The organism is Nonomuraea sp. NPDC059194, from assembly GCF_042754765.1.
In the GTDB taxonomy this organism is placed as follows: domain Bacteria; phylum Actinomycetota; class Actinomycetes; order Streptosporangiales; family Streptosporangiaceae; genus Nonomuraea.
Genome location: NZ_JBHZBH010000016.1, coordinates 1 through 18906 on the forward strand (window position 1 = coordinate 1; position 18906 = coordinate 18906).

The following is an 18906-nucleotide window of genomic DNA, read 5'->3' on the forward strand; positions in this document are numbered from 1 at the left end:
CCACCCAGCCGGACACACAGAAAAGGATGATCAGGCGGAAACTTCCGCCGTGCCGATTGACTCAGCCGACACCGTCAAGGCGTGAGTCATCGAGGTCGGTGGTGGTGGTTTGTCCGGAAGACAGGAGCCTTGCCCGTTGAGAATCGAACGGGCAAGGCTGCCGTCCCTTCGGTGGACATGAAAAAAATAACCTATCCACAGCCCGAACTCATGGCCATTCGGGGCGTCGCCTCGCGCATTCTGAAAACGTCAATCAAACGCTTTCCAGCGCCCAGGGGAACGTCGCGAAGATCTCCCGCCCAGACAAATTCCGCGCCGAAACGCGCGGTCAACTGTCAATTCTACGGCTGCTGCGGCAAATGGCCCGCGTGTCGCATGGGATGGTTGACAGACGAGGACTGTCGCCAGGGGAAGAACGCGTGGTGAACCGATGACCAGGACCAGACGAGGGCTGTCGGCCATTCTGCTTGTCGGCTGCCTGGGAAGCGGATATGACACGCCGGTCTCCGGCGGCCTGGCGGTGAATGCGGCAGTGGAAATGATTGGCCTCCCCTATTCGTGGGGTGGCGGGGGAGTGGCAGGCCCGAGTCTCGGAAAAGGGCGCGGCGCCATGACGTTCGGGTTCGACTGCTCGGGGCTCGCCCAGTACGCGTGGGCGCAGGCGGGGGTGCGCATCGGGCGCACGGCGCGGGATCAGTGGAAGAACGGCTGGCGGGTACCCGAGGGGCAGGTGCAGCCGGGGGACCTGGTCTTCTACGACAGCGACCCGAAGTCGCCGGGGCCCGAGCACGTGGGCATCGCCGTCGACGGGGAGCGGATCGTGCACGCGCCGTCCACGGGCGGGTTCGTGACGTATGCGCCGCTGATCAGGCGCGGATACCTGGGGGCGGTCCGCCCCGGAATGAGCCCCGACATGGAAGCGGTCCGCCCCGCTGGGACGGCTCCGGCGACGTCTGAGGTCGCGACCAGATAACCGGAGATCCACGCGGGACGGACTCGCTGACTACCGTTTCAGATGAGGGCGAATCGCTGCTGAGCGTTGTTCGTCATCTCTGATATTCCTGGACTGCCTGAGGCCTGCCCAGGTCTGTGCCGTGGTGCACGGCGAAACCAGCCTTGTGCCCTGCTGTTCGCGATGAGCGGTCCGCTCTGGAGAAGCGGACCGCCCCAACTGACACCAGAAAGAACTGCGTCACAAGGGGGAGTGCAATTCGTTTCAATGGGACGGATCAGTGTCAGAACATCTCGCGTCCAACGAGTTCGGACTAGTCGTCGTTCTCGCAGTACTCGACGTCCTGGTCGATGTGGGCACCCAGGACGCCGATAGCGATCGGGCTGTTCTGGTTCACCACGTTCAGGTCCAGGCCAATCACTTCCTTGACGAGGACGAGGAGCCCTTCCTTGTCGTTGTCGTGGATGTTGGCGACCGGCGAGCACCTGTGCTCGTTGTGGATCTTCTTGTCGTCCTTCTTCGGGTAGTCATCCGCGTAAGCGGTGGCCGACCCGGCGAAGACGGTGCTGGCGATGGCTGCACCAATGAGGATGCGGCGAAGCATGTGTGTCCTCCGTTGAGATGGCCGGCGGATAAATCCGCTGCCGTTAGTCGTTTCTGGCAGAGCACCAAAGCGCTCGGCAATCATAATGGGCGATCACCTGGGTGCTTTCAAGTGGATTCCTACCGTGCCAGGACCAAAGGTCAGTATTCTTTCGGTAGTCCCGCGGCCCCTCCGCTAAACCTGTGCCCCAAGACTCTGAGTATTGCGGAACCTTCCTTACCCGCATTCGGGAAAAGGGTGTTGTTCGTTTGGCCTCTCTTGGGCTGCGGTAAACATGGACGAAAGAGAGCGTCGGCGGGGCGCAGACTCCATGCTGGCGCCAAGTTGACTATTCGGAGCATCTCCGGCATCACACGGAAGCCCTGCGAGAATGGGCAATCAGCGGAGCTGCCCGCTGGAATCGGGCGATAGTCTCACGGCGGACACTCCGTGCCTTCTTTGCAAAAGGAGTCGTTACGGGATCTTGTGGACCTCTGGCCTAGTGGTCCGGTTTATTCCATCCAGGGCTGTGGCATGACTAGTTATCGGCTGGGTTGGACGGAAGAATCACGTTTCAGATGATGGCGAATCGCTGCTGAGCGTTGTTCGCCATCTCTGATATTCCTGGACTGCCCGAGGCCTGCCAGGCCTGTGCCGTGGTGCACGACGAGACCAGCCTTGTGTCCTGCTGTTCGCGATGGGCGGTCCGCTCTGGAGAAGCGGACCGCACAGCTGACACTCGAAAGAACTGCGTTAGGAGGGATTGCAATTCGTTTCAATGGAACGGATCAGTGTCAGAACATCTCGCGTCCAACGAGTTCGGACTAGTCGTCGTTCTCGCAGTACTCGACGTCCTGGTCGATGTGGACACCCGCGACGCCGACAGCGATCGGGCTGTTCTGGTTAATCACGTTCAGGTTCAGGCCAATCAGCTCCTTGACGGCCTCCACCATCCCGCCCTTGTCGTTGTCGTAGATGTTGGCGACCGGCGAGCACCGGTGTTCGATGTGGACCTTCTTGTCGTCCTTCTTCGGCCAGTCATCCGCGTAAGCGGCGCTCGAGCCGACGAAGACGGTGCCGACGACCGCGGCACCAATGAGGATGCGACGAAGCATGTTTGTGTCCTCCGTTGAGATGGCCTGCGGATAAATCCGCTGCCATTAGTCGTTTCTGGCAGAGCACCAAAGCGCTCGGCAATCATAATGGGCTGATCACCTGGGTGCTTTCAAGTGGATTCCTACCGTGCCAGGACCAAAGGTCAGTATTCTTTCGGTAGTCCGGCGGCCCCTCCGCTAAACCTGTGCCCCCGAGACTCTGTGTATTACGGAACCTTCCTTACCCGCATTCGGGAAAAGGGTGTTGTCCGTTTGGCCTCTCTTGGGCTGCGGTAAACATGGACGAAAGAGAGTGTCGGCGGGGCGCAGACTCCATGCTGGTGCCAAGTTGACTATTCGGAGCATCTCCGGCATCACGCGGAAGCCCTGCGAGAAAGGGCAATCAGCGGAACTGCCCTCCGGAATCGGACGATAGTCTCACGGCGGACACTCCGCGCCTCCTTTGCAAAAGGAGTCGTTACGGGATCTTGCCGACCTCTGGCCTAGTGGTCCGGTTTATTTCATCCAGGGCTGTGGCATGACTAGTCATCGGTTGGGCTGGACTGAAAAATCACGACCGGATGGCTAATAGTGCGTTTTCAGCACTATGTCGGACTTTCTTTTTGAGTAGTGAGTCTTGGAGGTCATATGGGGAGCGGGCACGGCTGATCCGTCCATGGGCTGGGTAGATCGGCGCTACCCAGGTCTGTCATGAAGTTCGCTACTTCTGCAGGCCATGCACACGAAATGGACAAATATGACGACACAGAACGGCCTTCCGCAGCGTCGCGGAAGTGTTCGCAAGCTGACGCTGGCGGCCCTCACCATGGGCGCCCTCCTCCTGCCCTCCGCCCAGGCGTGGGGAGCGTCGAGCGCTGTTCTCGGAGTCCAGACCGCCGCTCAGCCGACGGTCCTCTCCCACGGGAAGTCACTGCAGGGCTGCAGCGGGCACGGCTGCAAGATCAGGCGCTGCTGCAGCCGCCACCACTGCCACTGCCCGCGTGGTCCCCGTGGTCCTCGGGGGCCGCGTGGTCCGCAGGGACCGAAGGGTCTACAGGGTCCGAAGGGTATGCAGGGTCCGAAGGGCGACAAGGGCGCCACGGGTCCGGGTGGCAGCGTCGCCACCGCCTTCCTCAAGAAGTGGAAGTTCGTCGCCACGGTGACGAGCGACGGAAGGACCCTCGTTCGCGACCCGCGCACCATGCCCTCGTGGCACGACCTGTCGACGGTGGAGAACTACCCGGGCAACGCCGTCGCCGTCGCGCTGGCGACCTCGGGTCCCGACCTGCACGTGACCGTCCGCAACGCCGAGGGCAAGATCGCCCATTCGGCTTGCCGCGTCTGGCCTGTGCCCGGTGAGGAAGAGGACGACGAGTACGAGAACGAGCCGTGGCCCGGCAACTGCGAGCCGTTCTGGGACATGACCCCGCCGAGCTAACACCCTGCTCTCGCCCGACCAGGGCACATGAGAGCCGGCCACCGCATGATCACCCGAGATCATGCGGTGGCCGCGGCCTTTTCCGGCCCCGGCCGCTCCCGACTGCTTCCGGCCGCTCCCGGCCGCGCGCCAGGAGCCCAGGACCCGGCCGGGTGTCCGGGGCCCGGGACGCTGGAACGGATGTCCGGGGGCCAGACCTCCGGAGAATGCCCGGAGCCGGGCGGCCCTAGATGAAGGTGCGGGCGGTCCACAGTTCGGGGAAGACCGTGCGCGCCATGCTGCGCTCCAGCCAGACCAGTCCCGCCGAGCCGCCGCTGCCCGCCTTGGCGCCCATCGCTCGCCGTACGGCCTGCAAGTGCTGGTAGCGCCAGTCGCCGAAGCCCTCGGCCACGTCCGCCAGCGCCTCGCCGAGCATGCGCAGGTAGTTGCCGGGCCCGGTGTCGCCGTAGATCGACACCCACGCGTCGACCACGCCCTCCCCGCCGGCGACCAGGCCGCGCCGCTCCAGCAGCGCGATCACCTCGTCCCACAGCGACGGCGACTCCAGGCTGTCCACGAGTTCGGCGTAGACCTCGGGCTGGCGCCTGAACGGCCGGATCAGCGACTCGGTCTTGAGCCCCAGCGCGAACTCCAGGTGCCGGTACATCGCGGACTGGAAGCCAGAACCCTCACCGAGCAGGTCCCTGAACCGGTTGAACTCGGCGGGGGTCATCCAGCGCAGCCCCCGCCAGGCGGCGTTGAGCCCGTCCAGGTGCAGCGCGGCCCTGCGCAGCGGCGCGAGCGCCCCCCACACATCGTCGTCGCGCAGCAGCCCCTGGGCCTGGCGCAGCTCGAAGCGGATCAGCCCGAAGTACAGCTCCATGATCTGGCTGATCATCAGGAAGGACATCTCGCCCGGGTCGTCGCTCAACGTCCGCTGCAGGGTGTGCAGCGTGCTCGCGCGCACATACCTGTCGTACGGCACGCGACGGTCGAACTCGAGCGTCGGCGCACCGCCGTTGGCCTCGGCTCTCTCGTCTCGCTCGACGGCGGTCCTGGGCATGACTTCCATGCGCCTCATCCTGCCGCCGCGCCTCGCCGAGTGGAATGCCGATCGAACGGTCCTTAGGCTGGTTACCCACACGTTCATGGCAGATTTCGCCTTACCGCCTTTGGAAGTGAAAGTGGACGATCTGGACTGGTTGTTGCTGGGTGAACTGCAAGCCGACGCGCGGTTGTCGTTCAGCGAGCTGTCGCGCAGGGTGCACCTGTCGCCGCCCGCCGTCGCCGAGCGGGTGCGCAAACTGGAGGAGTCAGGCGTCATCGCCGGTTACCGGGCGCACGTCGACCCCAGGCACACCGGCCGCAGCGTGGTCGCGCTCGTCACGATGTCCTGTTACGGGCCGGGGTGCGTGCTGCGTCACCCGGAGGTGCTCGACTCGGCGGACATCTTCGAGGTGCACAGGGTGACCGGCGGAGCGTGCTGCGTGCTGAGGGTCGCCGTGGCCACGATGGAGGACTTCGAGTCGCTGATCGACAGGCTCGCCGGGTACGGCACGCCGTCCAGCTCGATGGTGCTGTCGAGCCCCGTGCCCTGGCGTCCGACCCAACCCTGACCTCAGACGGAGGACCCCGAGCCCATGGGCGACACTGGGCAGCGGCAGATCTCGACGAGAGGAGACCCCATGCGTTTCGGCCTCAAGGTCAACCCGGGCACCTGGCAGGAGGCGGCCGACTGGGCGCGGGTCGCCGAGGAGTCGGGCTTCCACAGCCTGTGGACGGGCGACAACCTGCTCAACTCGCGTGACGCCGCCACCCCCGTGCACGACGGGCCCACGATCATCGCCGCGTGGGCGGCCACCACGACGCGGATCAGGGTCGGCCTGCTGATCGCCAACATGGCCTACCGGCGGCCGACCGTGCTGGCCAAGCAGGCGGTGAGCATCGACCACGTGTCGGCGGGGCGGTTCGAGCTCGGCATCGGCTCCGGTCTGTGGCCCGCCGACCACGCCATGGCCGGCGTGCCGTTCTGGAACCCCGGGGAGCGGGCCGAGCGTCTGCGGGAGTTCGTCGGCGCGGTCGACCGGCTGCTGTCGGGCGACACCCGCGACCACGAGGGCCCGCACTACCCCTACTCCGGCGCGGCGATGTCGCCCGCGCCGGTCCAGCCGCGCATCCCGCTCATCGTCGCCGCCAACGGCCCGAAGGGGCTCGCCGTGGTGGCCGACCACGCCGACGCGTGGGTGACCTTCACCGGGGCGTCCGCCGAGGAGGAGTTCTACCAGGCGTCGGTCGAGCGGTCCCGCACCCTCGACCGGCTCTGCGGCGAGCGCGGCCGGCAGCCGGGCCAGGTGCGCAGGATCCTGCTCGCGTACGGCTCGCTCACGCCGTGGGCCTCGGTCGACGACTTCGCCAGGATGGCGGAGCGCTACGAGGCGATCGGCTTCGACGAGATCGTCTGCTACGCGCCCAAGCCCGACGAGCGTGCTGTGTTCGACAAGGTCGTCAGCCGCTTCGCCTAGAACTCGGCGTCGGGCCGGTGCAGCTGCCAGAAGTCCTCCAGGTTCTGCCGGTAGAAGAGCAGGTCGCTCTCCAGCCGCTCCCTGGTGAACCGCTCGGGGTTCGCCTCGTGCAGCGCCCTGCCCATGGGAGTCCAGCACGCCTCGGCGGGTACGGCGTCGGCCCCGGGCGGCAGGAACTTCAGCGCCTCGGCGATCGCGTCGGCCGCGAACTCCCAGCCGGCGGCGACGTTCTCGAACATCTCGTCGTCGTCGGAGTTCGCGGTGAACGCCAGGCTCTCGCTGAGGGTACGGCGCGCGTAGGTTCCGGCCACGAACACCCACTGGCCAGGGTCGATCAGCTCCGAGCGCCCTTCGCCGAAGGTCAGCTCGTCGAGCCTGGCCGTGGCCTCACCCTCGTACGACACCTCCACCTCGACGCCGTCGAGCCGCAGGGTCCAGGTCTTCTCGCCCTCGCTCAGCGTCGCCCGCTCCACCGCGTTCCCCCCGGCCTCCTGGGCCGCCAGGTCGAGGTAGAGGTAGCCCTCCGCCAGCGAGCGGGCCAGGCCGAGCTCAGGCATAGTCGGCCCCCAGGTCTCGGTAGGTGTCCCTGACGACCTGCAACCGGTCGGCGGTGAACCTGCCGGGCTCCGCCGCGCGCACCTTCAGCCCGCGTTCGGACCAGAACGCCGACTCGGGCACCTCCTCAGTCCCCGGCTCGACGAACTTGAGCACCTCGGCGACGGACGCGGCGGCGATCGACAGGGTTCTGCGCGCCTCGGCCCGGTCGTCCACGGGCACGTTGCCCGCCGTCAGGTCGGCGACCCACATCCACTCGCCGGCGTCGAGGAGCTGCGAGGGCTCGGGGCCGCCGAAGGTGGGGTAGCCCTCGGGCATCACGGGGTGCGGCGGCAGCCCGAACAGGAACTCCCGCTCCGCGCCGCACTCCTCGCAGGCGCCCGCGTAGCGGCTGGCCAGCTCACCGTCGACGGTCACCACCGAGGTGGCCCACGTCGTCTCGACCGAACCGCACTCCTGGCACGGGTGCAGGTCGAGGTAGAGATGCGCCTCGTCCCTCGTACGCGCTACCGCGAATGGCATGGCCGTCCTTTCCTTCGTCCCATCATGCACCGCCGTCATGGAGCTCCCACCTTCTCCGGCATGATGAGCTCCATACCCGCTTCCAGCGCGTCGGGATCGGGCCCGATCAGATCGCGGTTGCGCTTCCAGATCTCCGGCCAGTAGCGCCCGTCACCGTAGACGTCCTCGGAGATGTCCGACAGCGAGTCGCCGGTGCCGACGACCCGCCGCACGGGCGTCGGCGTGGGTGTCGGCGTCGGGGTGGGCGTGGGAGTCGGGGCCGGCGTGGGGGTCGGGGCCGGCGTGGGGGTCGGAGCCGGGGACGGCGTCGCCGACGGTTCGGGAGCAGGCTCGCCCTCCGAGCCGCCGCGGCGCCGCCCGCAGACGCACACCTCGTCCGGCGGGCAGAAGCACTCCTCTTCTTCGTCCTCCGGCGGGTACCAGCCGGTGGTGTTGCTGCGCCTGCGGGCCTGCTCCAGCCGCTCCCTCCACCGGGCCTGCCGCGTCGCCAGACGGTTGTCCACCATCGTGACGAGGGAGTCGACGAGAGACGGCGGCAGCAGAGCCCGGTTGGGTCCGTCCTGTCCGACGCCCATCGAGTCGGCCATGGCCATCAGGACCAGCAGCCTGCTGGGCCGCTGTTGCGGCGTCGCGGCCTCGACCTGACGGGCGGCTTCCCGCAGCCTGGCGATGTTCTGGTGATCCGCCGCGGTCAGGACGGCCTGCCGGCCGGTCACCTGCTCCCGCGTCAGGAGCGCGGCGTCGGACGGCAGACCCAGCCGCGCGGCGATGGCGCCGACCGCCGCCGCGGCCGCTTCCCGCTCGATGGCGCCGATGGAGCCGAACGTCGCCACCTGGAACGTCGCGACGTGCTCCTCGACGGTCGCCTTGAACGGATCCGACCGCAGCCCCCGGTGGGCCGTCAGCTCCACCGCGACGGGGGCGTGCCCTGGGATGACGATGTCGAGCAGGCTGCTGCCGTACCTCCGCACACTGGCGCCGGCCCGCTGCGCGGCGCGCTCAACGGCGGCCACGGCCGCGTTCACCGCCGCGGTCGGCTGCTGGCCGATGAGGGAGAGGATGGCGTCGACCTGGGCAGGGGTGAGCTCGCCCGCCCGAGCCGCCGCGATCAGCCGCGTCCTCGCCCCGGGAGTGCCGGGCTCCAGGCCCGCCCGCGCCGCCTGCTTGCGGACGGCGTCCTCGCGCTCGCGGCGGGCGAGCCGGGGGGCGTCGGCCAGGTCCTCGATCTTCGCTCTGAGCCTGGCCAGCACCGCGAGGTCCTCACGGCCGAGAACGGGCGTGCTCTGCTCCAGGCGAGGGTCGGCGGCGCCGCGCGCCATCGTTCTGCCGGGTGGCAGCCCGTTCAGCTCGGCGATCCGCTCGGCGATCCGCGCCGCGACGCCGGTGGTGACGGCCCTGCCACCGCTCTGGGAGACCTCCAGCACGAGCTCGCCAGGGCGCCCGAGCTGCGGGTACGTTCGCACCTCGCCGGGCGCGAGGTCGGCCTCGGACACCACCAGCGTGAACTGGCCGCCCGGCCACTTCACCTCGAAGCGGCCAGGCCCGGTCGCCGTGACGGAGTCGACGTTGGCGATCCTGCTGAGGGCGTCCGCGGCCGCCGGCGTCGTGTCGAGCGCGCCGATCGTGGCCGCCGAGCCCAGCACAGGACCGGCGCCCGTGTTGAGGAGAGCGGCGATCGAGCCCCTGGCGGGCGTCGAGGTCACCTGCGGACCCGAGCCCCACGGCGGTTCGGGGGCCAGGTGCCCGCGCGCGACGATGTCGGCGGTGACCGCCTCGATCGCCTGGGCTATCCGCAGCTGGACCGCCGGGTCGCTCGCCTGCCGCCAGTCGCTGGACAGGACCGCGTGCTCCCTGAGCCGCGGCTCCAGGCAGTGGTCACGGCCCTCCTGCTGCTCGGCGGAGGGCAGGGAGCCTCTGACCACGCCCTGGCCCGCGCCGTTCTGCTCGGCCGCCGCCCACTGGAGCAGGTGGACGATCTCGTGGGCCACCGTCGCCTTGACGATAACGGGGTCGGCGTGCTCGTTGATCGTCGTGGTGGCCGGCGCGTCGGGGGTGGTCCCCCTGGTCGTCACGGCGTTGTCGCTGGAGACGAGCTCGCCGACGTTCAACTGGGTGTAGAGGATGCCGTGCTTCTCGGTGGCGACCTCCAACGTCCGGCCGTCGGCCATCAGGCGCACCGAGACGAAGCCGTCGCCCAGCTCCGCGGGCGTGGGCAGCCGCTGCTTGAGATCGTCCATGGTGAGGGGAGCGCTCCCGGCGCGAGCCGAGGGATCGTACGGCGTGCCGGGGATGGCAGGGGAAGCGGCGGACAGCCCGGACTGAGCGCTGACGCCGCCCTGGCCCACGCTGCTGCCTGCCAGGGCCGGATCCATGGCGGGCGTCTCCGCCGCCGAGGGCGCGGGGAAGGCCGGAGCGGGTTCCGCGTACGACACGTCGAGGCGGTCCAGCTCCGCCCGCACCTTGTTGGACAGGGTGTCCTCCACCGTCGAGGCGAAGTAGATCTGCCGTAGTGGGAGGTTGTGTTCGATGGCGAGGTCGAGCAGTTGCTGCGGCAGCGTGCCGAACGCCTCGGCGAAGCCGTTGTCCGCCGCGATCAGCAGGGCCTCGGGATCGTTCGGGTCCGTCGGGAGGCTGTGCACCCCTTCGCTGTCGATCAGGTACCTGCGCACGGTGCCGTCCGGCTCCACCTGGTCGAAGAGGACAGGCCTGCCGTGCGAGGCGACCTTGCGCGCCTCGTTCAGCAGGCGCCACGGCGACTCCTTCTCTTTCAGGACCTGCACCGGCCACTCGATCGGTTCGTTCTCAGAAGTGGACACGCCGAAGACCCATCCCGCGCCGAGAGGCTTGCCCGCCTCGAGGGCCGCGTTGATGGCGTTGAGCTCGCCCTCGAACATCTCGATGACCACGGTGGCGGTTCCCGCCTCGGGGAGGAACTCGGAAGGGCCGCGAACCCGGCGGCCGGTCACCGTTCGCCCGACGTCCGTCACCGTGGCGTCGAACGCCACCTCGAACTCGACCTTGAGCCGCCTGCCCCGCTGGAATTCGGTGTGCTCGTCGCGGTTTCCGATGCCCACCGTGTAGCGCACGGTGGCCTGCTCACCAGTGGAGACGCCCGCTGACAGGCTTGAGGGGCCGTGGCTGCCACCCGTGCCCCTGCCGACTGGGAGCATCGTGCCTGTGCTGACCGTGGTCGACCACTCGTGCTGGTACCGGTGGAACTCTCCGCCCTCCCGGTCTTCGAGGACGCCGACCACGACACCCCTCTTGAACGTCCTGGCCTGGAGGGCGACCTCCTGGCCGAGGCCGCTGGCGCTGCGCGGGTTCACCTCGCCGATCAGCAGCCCTTCGCCGGCCGTCATCCGCTTCAGGAGCGCGATCAGCGTCAGGTCGTCGGTCATCGTCTTCAACTGGTCATCGACCTCGAGCGCGGCGGCCTCGCCATGACGGAGCGCCACGGCGGCCCGCAGACTCTTGTACAGGGAGTCGTTGTTCTCGATCGTCTCGCTGCGGGTGATCGCGTCCATCAGTGGGAACGAGCGCGGGTCCCTGGCGCTATCCAGCCTGGGGACCTCGCCCTCGTCGTAGGGGCGGATCTCGGCGCTGTCGACCAGGCGGACCATCTCGACGTCGACGGAGAACTCGGTCTCCGTCTCGCGTTCGGGATGCAGCACCGCGTCGGCCGCCCCGCGCGCCGCGCGTCTGAGGCCGAACCAGCGGAACCGGGAGGGCACGCGCTCGATCGTGACCTTCAGCTTGCCTTCCTGCAGGAGCCTGTGCATGTCGGCCGGGCCGCCGGTGCGCTCGCCCGTGGTCTCCTGCATGTTGGAGGAACTCGACGTGGACCGGTTCCTGTCGGTCGACAGCGAGCCGTTCGCGCCGACGACGTTCGAGCCGCCGCCGTCGACCGATCCCCCGCGGGTGCGGCCGCTGCTGACTGTAAACCCCTTCTGCCTATAGGAGTAGTCCTGTCCGAGGGGCACCTTTGTCTTGGTGTGGCCGAGGTCCTGGACGGAGTCGGGGTCGAGATCCAGATGCATCCGCACCCTGAACCGCTCGGTCCTGCCCCAGCGGCCCGTCTTCATGGTGAACGCGGTGTGGTAACCGAACTGGCCGGTCATGTTGTCGACCTTGCCGCGCCAGCGCTTGCCGTTCAGCGAGCCGTACAGCTTGTCGGGGGCGGGGGCGTCGGCATCGAGGACACCCGGTGCCAGCCGCGCCAGGTGGGCCGTGGTCTCCTCGAGCAGGCTCACCCGCTTGCCGTCGCGGGAGAATTCGGCATTGTCGATCAGGGTCCCGCCGATCTTCGTGGCGAGATGGTTGACGATCCTGACCCGTCGGGGCTTGGCGGCCAGTGCCGCCGCCGTGGACAGGCGGTGCCCCTCCGGCGCCTTCTTCATGTCCTCGAGGCCGGGCAGGGTGGCGAGCTTGGTCTCCAGCGCCTCGCGCGTGTGGCTGTCGGCCGCGGGCTGGTCGGCCAGCTTGGGCTGCTTGTCGGCCGGGAGCGTCTGCAGTTCCATGAGGTAGCGCAGAACGAGCGGAACGGCGACCGTCCGGTCCAGCTCCAGGTTGCCGTCGAGCCAGCGCTCCACCGAGTCGGCCGTCATCCATGGCGGCAGTTGCAGCTTGCCCTCGGCGTACAGGCGCAGGCTCACCTCTTCGGGGACGGAGAAGATGGCCGAGCCGTCCACGGTCTCCCCGACGGGGGTGACCGTGCCGGGGGGGAACGCGTTCATCGAGAACTCCCCCTTGGCCTGGAAGTAGTGCTGGACGCCGATGTCGACCGACAGCCGCTCCCTGCCCCAGATCAGCAGCTGGTACATCGAGCGCGCGATCGACGCGGCCTTGCTCCCGCCCACGTTGGCGCTGCCGTTCGCGCCGGTTCCGTTCTGGTAGCCCGCGCCGACCCCGCCGTTGACATTCGCGTTGGCGGAGGCGGAGAAGGTGGTGTTCATGCTCTCCAGCTGAAGGAAGATGTCCGCAACGACGGCCTCGTGGGCTCCCAGGGCGCGGATCTCCCCCGGCTTCCAGTCGAGGCTGAGCCGAGCCCGCGACGGGCCGGGCAGCCGGAACCCGCGCCGCCCCTGGTCGAAGCTGCGCGAGTTCACGGCGAAGCCCGTGGTGTACCGCGAGCCGCCCTTCACCGCGTGGGCCAGCACGTTGTGGTGGCCGAGGAAGTTCGCCACGTGGTGCAGCGCGCTCGTGCCCCAGCGCAGGAAGCGAGAGAACAGTCTCCTGGCCGCCGGGAGCAGGTGGGTCGTGTCGACGTGGTGCATCGTCGCGTTGTCCATCAGCTCGGCGTGGGCGGCCTGCCACTCGCCTGGAAGTCTGCTGGGGTCGGTCAGCATGGCGGTCGGGAGCGCCATGCTGACCGTCGTCTCGTGCTCCGCGAGGACCACCGGCTCGCTGTCGCCGCTGCGGAGAGTGACGGTGGCCGTGCCCTGCGTCTCCGTCTTCCCGTCGGCCAGGAACTCGTGGAGCAACACGTCGTTGCCGGTGTCGCCCTTGGAGGACCCGGAGTTCGTGCCGCCTCCCGCGGCGGCGCCGAAACGGCCCTTGAAACCGAACCCTCTCTCATTCTCGCCGGGCTCGCGCGCGACGCTCACCTCGCCGCCCACGCCGCCCGAGTGCCCGTGCCCGGCCGCCACGACGTTGGTGTCGGACCCGATGTACAGCAGCGCCATGGCCTGGTTGAGATCCTGCTCGACCAGGGTGGTCGTCGCGAATTCCAGGCCGATCTTCAACTCGAGGGTGAAGATCTGGGTGCTCTCCCCTGCGTGGTTGCGCACGATCGGGATGAAGATGCCCTGGTGGATGGCCTGGTTGAGCCGGGTCTTGGTGTTCAGGTCTCGGAGCTGCTTCTCCATTTCCATCTGGTTGGTGTGCTGGGCGGCCGCCTCGTACTCGTCGTCGGAGTAGATCAGCTCGTCGTCCACCGGGGTGGGCAGCAGACCGAGGCTGCGCAGGCCGGTGATCGCGTCCGACAGGGTCTGGTCGAGGTTGGTGACCTCCTTGACGAGCGCGAAGCCCGCGTCGGCGAACTGGTGCTCCTCCTTGTTCTCGCCCTGCCAGACCGGCCGGGCCGCCTGGCCGGTCTTCGGCTCGATCCGTTGCGGGTCGTCACGCAGGATGATCTCACCGTCGGCGTTCCTCAGGGGTATGCCGTTCTCGTCCCGCTTCACCGCGGCGCGATCGAACGGCATGCGAGCGCGGGCCGCCTGCGACTCGGTGGCCACGATGTGCATCTCGCCCGTCGTCTCGACCGGATCGAGACGGGCGTCGCCTTCGATCATCGTGATCACCAGCACGGTCTTGTGCTTGAGCACGACGTTCTGGTGGTGCGCCATGCTGCGGTCGACGACCGGCTTGTAGGCCGTTCCTCCGGCGTTCACGCTCTCGGACCGCGACCGGCCGTAGTTGGCGTTGGCGTCCCACGAGGCCTTGAACGTCGGGCTCAGCTTCTGCAGCAGGTTGGCGAGCCACTCGAACGCGTGGCCGATGCCGACCGAGCCGCCACTGGAGAACCCGAACGTCCGGCCACCGTTCGAGGCGGTGACCCCGACGCCCAGGTCCTCCTTCCACCGCTCTTTGCTGGGGACTCCCTTCAGCCGCGCCGACTCGTAGTCGGGCTCGGTCCGCAGTTCGACCCGCGCGACCTCCCGCCCGTTGTGAGAGAGCTTGCCCTCGATGCCGCTGTTGACGGCCTGGGCCATCTCACCGAGCCACTGCTCGGACACGAAGTTGCGGAGCTGCCGCAGGGTGTCCTGGCCGGCGTTCTTGCCCAGTCGCTGCATCGCGCCGTCGATGAGCTCCTCCGCCCCGGTCGCCTCCAGAGTGACGATCGGCGGGAACGTGCGCTTGCTCTCGATCGGCTCGCCGTTGGGCTTGGCCGGCGCCGGGTACTCCGCCTCGATCTCGGCCAGCGTGACGGGCTCGCGCTCCGAGCGGTCGGTGTGCGAGGCGCTGATGTAGACGTGTACGTCGGACCGATCGTCCTTCGTGCCGCTGCCGACCGGGTCGAGGGTGACCCAGCCCTGCTGAGACGAGGGGCGGATGCGCACCGTGTACGCGCCGCTCCCCTTGAACCGGGTCGCCTCGCCTCTGTTGTCCTCGACGGCGCCGCCGACCACGTTGTCAAGGGCGTTCCCGCTCTCCGAGCGGTTTCGGCCGTAGTTCACCTCCGCGCGGGGGTTGACGAGCGTCACCAGCCAGCCCACGCCCGGTATCACCTTCACCAGACCAGCGAGCTTGCCGCCGATCTTGTAGGACACCGTGCGGACCAACTCCGCCGCGATCGCCAGGCCGCCCTGGGGAAGGCGGCCGAACATCATCTCGCTGGATGTGGCCCAGTGGCCGATCACCTCGATCAGCTCGGCCACGGTCAGCTTGACGTTGACCTCGCCCTGGTTGATCACGCCGACCCGTAGGACCACGCCCTCCTTCGAGATCAGCCGCGTCCACTGGCCGAGCAGCGCCCGGTGCAGATCGTCCACGGTGAACTGCTCGTCGATGCCCTGCGCCTGCAGGCCCGCGTTGATCCGCTCGGTCAGCCTGGCCATGTGCGGCAGCCGGCTGGTCATCGAGTTCACCATGGCCTCGGGGGAGGGCAGGGCCGCCTGCAGGGCCTCCTTGTAGGCCGTGACGTGCTTCTTCGCCTCCTCGGCCGCCTGGGTCAGCTCGCTCTTGGCGGCGGTCACGGCTGCGGGGTCGGCGCCGGTCAGCTGGAGCAGGGTCTCCGCGAGCCGCGCGTAGTCGCCCTGGGCGGTCTCGGCCGCCTGGAGCGCCTTCTTGTACGCCTTGATGATCCGCTCGTGGCGAAGCTGGATCTCCCGCTGCTTGTCCGCCTCGGCACGCGCCTTGCGGGCGCGTTCCTTCGCGAACATGTCGCGTTGCTTTCCGGCCTTCTGGGCGTTCAGCCGCGCCTCGAGACGCGCGGCCTTGGCCTTCTTCGCCGTTTCCGCGTGCGCCTTGATCCGGGCCTCGATGCCCGCCACCGCGCGTGACAGGGAATCGGCCTGTCCGCGCGCCAGCCTGGTCGCCTCGCCCAGCGGCGTCTCCGCGGCGGGGGGAGCCGGGGGTAGCACGCCCTGTCTGCCGGATTCCGCCGGCGACGTGGGCGGCGTCTCGCCGCGCTGCGCCAGGTCGGCGGCCACCGCGTCCATCAGCCGCTGCAGCGCCTCCTGCTCGCTCTGGCTCGACGCGTTCAGCCAGCGCCTGGCCAGGTGGCGGTGCTCGTTGTACCGGGCCTCCACGTACGCGGCCTGGTCGGTCTCGGCGCCGCCCCGGCCGGTCACCCGGTTCAGCGCGCTCCTGATGAAGCCCTGCCTGGGCTCCACGGCCACGGCGTTGAGGTCCTGCGCCGCATGAGTGATGTACTGCACGAGCGTGACGGAGACCAGCTCGGGGTTCATCCGTGCCGACAGCCGCAGGACGTGGGGGTCCGCCTCGGTGCCCGAGTTCAGCACGACAGCGGGATGACCGCCCGAGGCCGACGACGGGTACACGAGGCGGAAGTGCATCGTGGGCCGGCCGTCCATCTCGACCCGCAGCTGGGGGCCGCTGTCCGACCAGACGATGGAGCGCACGCCCCTGCCGAGGTCGGACGGGTTCACCACCGCCCCGTCGACGAGGGCCTTGACCTCGGCGTCGTTCAGATCGGGCTGCGAGAGGGGCCGGGTGTCGGTCGTCAACGCCGTGTCGACGACGGTCCTGGACGTCCTGGGGCCCCGACTGGTGGACGGCGCGGCGGGAGGAGCAGGGGGCTCGTTGGCCGTCACCGGGTCGAGCGCGCCGACCTTTGTGGCCACGTCGGCCGCGGAGTCGTCGTGGAAGCCGGGCCGCATGAAGGCGTCCCCGGCGCCCGGATCCTCGGCGATCAGCGCGCTCAGCCGCGCGTCGGGATTGCCGGCGAGCACATCCGCGATCGCCTTCGTCGCGGCGGCGCGGCTGGGCTCGTGCAGCTCGGCGAGCTGTTCGAGCGCGTCGATCGCGCCGTTCGACCGCGACCGGCCGACGGCGGCGGCGATCTCGGCGCCCAGCCAGGCCGCGGCGTTCGCGCGCAGCACCTGCGCGGGCATGCCGTCCCTGGCGTGGGTCTGGAGTCCCTTCCTGGCGCTGTTGATCTTTTCCGCGGGGATCGTGACGGTGCGGTCGGCGACATCGGTGAGACGCACGTCGCCGTTCTGGAGCCGCAGGGCGTCGGGGGCGACGTAGAACAGCGCCTCGTCGATCGCGGTCGCGGCGGCCGCGGCGGCCTCGGCGGGGCTCCTGGTCATCGCCAGGCCCGGCTGGGCCGTAGGTGCGGCGGCCGCGGTGGTCGCGCCCGCCGCGGCCTGCGTCTGGGCGCCGTTCTCCGTCTCCGCGGTGGCGGCCGGGGTGCCGGTCGTGCCGGTCGCGGCGCCGGGATCCGCCGACGTCCCGGGCTGGGGGGCAGCCTCCTGGGCGCCGGGCTGCTCCTGGCTCGTCTGGCCCTGTCCGGTGTTCTGCGCGGCTGAGGGGTCCTGACCCGTGGCGGGGTCTTGACCTGCGGCGGGGGTCTGGCCCTGTCCGGTGTTCTGCGCGGCTGAGGGGTCCTGACCCGTGGCGGGGTCCTGACCAGCGGCGGGGGTCTGGCCCGTGGCCGGATTCTGGCCGGTGGTGGGGTTCTGGCCGGTGGGCTGGTTGCGGGTGGCGTTGGCGTCCGGCGCGGCCATCGGCTCGCCCTGGGCCTGCTGCTCGGGATCGGGCTGGTTCGCCTGGGTCTGGGGCTGTCCGGAGCCCGCGGGAGCCGACTGCCGCTGCGGGGACGGCTGAGAGCCCGAGTTCGGCTCGTTCGCCTCCTCTTCCTGCTCCCCCTCGTCGGGGGTGGCCGTGATGTTGCCGGGGTCGGCCGAGCCCGGCGTTCTCCTCGTGGTGGAGCCTTCCCCGCCGGTCGTGCCGGAAGGCGCTCCGCCCGTCTGCGCGCCGCCGCCCGCGCCCGTGGCGCCGGTTGTCGTGGTCTGACCTCCGGCAGGGGCCGTGGGGTTCTGCCCGGAAGGGCCGCCGGACGGGTTGCCGCCGCCTGCCGTACCTCCTCCTGCGGGCCCGGAGGGAGAGTGGCCGGTGCGGGCCAGGTCGCGGGCGTCTGCGATGGCGGTGGCGTTGCTTATCGTTGTGGGCAGATGCGTCGCCGCGATCCAGACGCTGGGGCTGACAGGGCTGTGAGTGTCGGTACGGGGGGCGCCACCCATGATGGCGCCGACGACGGCCTCGAAGGTGAACGCGCTCGCGAGGGAACTGCTGAACGACTGGTCGTAGACGAGGGTGTTGGCGGCTATGCTGCCGAACGGCGAGGCGATGGCATTGGTGAGACCGGTGTTGAGCGCGCGCCCCAAGAACCCTGGCACATGGTCGGTGATCCTGGACATGGGTCCACCCACGCCCATGCCGACCGCCGCGCCCGCGACGCCGCCGACGATGTCGGCGCGGATCCGCTTCCAGTCCATCTCCTCGCGGTGGCCCATCTCGATCTGCTGGCGATTGGCGATGATGGTGCCGATCGGCTCCTCGAGGCCCTCCTCCAGCATTTCGTCGCCGACAGGGGAGATGAGGAATCTGGCGACGTTGGCGGGCCCTGTCGATCCGGTGAGAGAGGCCGCCCGGGCCACTGCGGGGGCGGCCATCGGGCGGCCCATCACCGCCTGCAGCCTGGTGAGGACCCTGGTGATGGCCGCGCGCGCCGCCACCGCGTGGCGGCCGATGAGCCAGGTGGTCGACCCGGCGGTGAAGAAGGCCACGAGGAGCCCGAGGGCGATCGCGATGACCGTGACCCAGAACATCACGTTGATGGAGAGCTTGGTGCCCTCCACCTCGACCGCCTTGTACTCGCAGTCCTTCGAGCGGCCGTCCGCCTCCTGCACGATGCCGAGCACGCCGGCCTGGCGACCGCACAGCTGTCTGGCCCTGGTGATGAATTCGGCGGTGGCCGGAGAGGGATAGCCCGCGGCGATGTGCCTGGTGGCGGTGCCCGCCGGGCTCACGTACTTGGCGGCTCCCGAGGAGAGGCAGTCGTAGGCCACGGCCATCTCGGACAGCCCGCGTTCGCTGGCCTTGGGCCAGGCCTGGCCGGTCGCCAGCATCGGGATCAACCAGTAGTTGACCCAGTCGGGGAACACCTCGGTCTCCCAGACGGGCCGCACGTCCCGGTCGATGACGATGAGCTTCCGCCCGCTCGCCGCGGATTCCTCGTCCTTGACATCCACGTTGTTGTGCGTCGTCGCCACGCCTGTCCCCCGTCAGCCGCTCGC

General features: G+C 69.1%; 10 protein-coding genes. 4 read left to right on the forward strand and 6 right to left on the reverse strand.

All coding sequences use genetic code 11. The features are described 5' to 3' along the window. The first annotated feature begins 538 nt into the window (after positions 1 to 538). Complete coding sequence (locus tag ACFXJ8_RS20335; RefSeq protein ID WP_379645626.1) at positions 539 to 973, forward strand: C40 family peptidase; 435 nt, start codon at positions 539 to 541, stop codon at positions 971 to 973. Between the two features lie 292 nt (positions 974 to 1265). Here the strand turns inward: ACFXJ8_RS20335 and ACFXJ8_RS20340 are convergent, their stop codons facing one another. After that, positions 1266 to 1556, reverse strand: coding sequence for a hypothetical protein (locus ACFXJ8_RS20340; protein WP_379645470.1), 291 nt, complete (start codon positions 1554 to 1556; stop codon positions 1266 to 1268). Between the two features lie 803 nt (positions 1557 to 2359). Continuing rightward, complete coding sequence (locus ACFXJ8_RS20345; RefSeq protein ID WP_379645471.1) at positions 2360 to 2650, reverse strand: hypothetical protein; 291 nt, start codon at positions 2648 to 2650, stop codon at positions 2360 to 2362. A gap of 1048 nt (positions 2651 to 3698) precedes the next feature. On the opposite strand from ACFXJ8_RS20345, the gene ACFXJ8_RS20350 reads away from it, so the two are divergent. Beyond that, entirely contained in the window at positions 3699 to 4067 is a 369-nt protein-coding gene (locus ACFXJ8_RS20350; protein ID WP_379645472.1) for a hypothetical protein, read from the forward strand. A 226-nt stretch (positions 4068 to 4293) separates the two neighbouring features. On the opposite strand, the gene ACFXJ8_RS20355 is transcribed toward ACFXJ8_RS20350, so the two are convergent. Continuing rightward, positions 4294 to 5118, reverse strand: coding sequence for a tryptophan 2,3-dioxygenase (locus tag ACFXJ8_RS20355; RefSeq protein ID WP_379645473.1), 825 nt, complete (start codon positions 5116 to 5118; stop codon positions 4294 to 4296). A 76-nt stretch (positions 5119 to 5194) separates the two neighbouring features. On the opposite strand from ACFXJ8_RS20355, the gene ACFXJ8_RS20360 reads away from it, so the two are divergent. Both ACFXJ8_RS20360 and ACFXJ8_RS20365 read left to right on the forward strand, forming a co-directional pair. Then, on the forward strand, positions 5195 to 5662 hold the full coding sequence (locus tag ACFXJ8_RS20360) for an Lrp/AsnC family transcriptional regulator (RefSeq protein ID WP_379645474.1): 468 nt from the start codon (positions 5195 to 5197) through the stop codon (positions 5660 to 5662). Positions 5663 to 5731: 69 nt separating this feature from the next. Next, complete coding sequence (locus ACFXJ8_RS20365) at positions 5732 to 6568, forward strand: LLM class flavin-dependent oxidoreductase (protein WP_379645475.1); 837 nt, start codon at positions 5732 to 5734, stop codon at positions 6566 to 6568. Here ACFXJ8_RS20365 and ACFXJ8_RS20370 read toward each other — a convergent pair. Genes ACFXJ8_RS20370 through ACFXJ8_RS20380 form a run of 3 tightly spaced genes read right to left on the reverse strand, consistent with a single transcriptional unit; the run spans position 6565 to position 18882 of the window. Next, entirely contained in the window at positions 6565 to 7125 is a 561-nt protein-coding gene (locus tag ACFXJ8_RS20370) for a hypothetical protein (protein ID WP_379645476.1), read from the reverse strand. The two genes, ACFXJ8_RS20365 and ACFXJ8_RS20370, sit on opposite strands and share 4 nt — an antisense overlap. Continuing rightward, complete coding sequence (locus ACFXJ8_RS20375) at positions 7118 to 7645, reverse strand: hypothetical protein (RefSeq protein ID WP_379645477.1); 528 nt, start codon at positions 7643 to 7645, stop codon at positions 7118 to 7120. The genes ACFXJ8_RS20370 and ACFXJ8_RS20375 overlap by 8 nt, the downstream gene beginning before the upstream one ends. A 35-nt stretch (positions 7646 to 7680) precedes the next feature. Next, a complete protein-coding gene (locus ACFXJ8_RS20380; RefSeq protein WP_379645478.1) occupies positions 7681 to 18882 on the reverse strand; it encodes a hypothetical protein in 11202 nt (3733 codons plus the stop codon). Between the last annotated feature and the right edge of the window lie 24 nt (positions 18883 to 18906).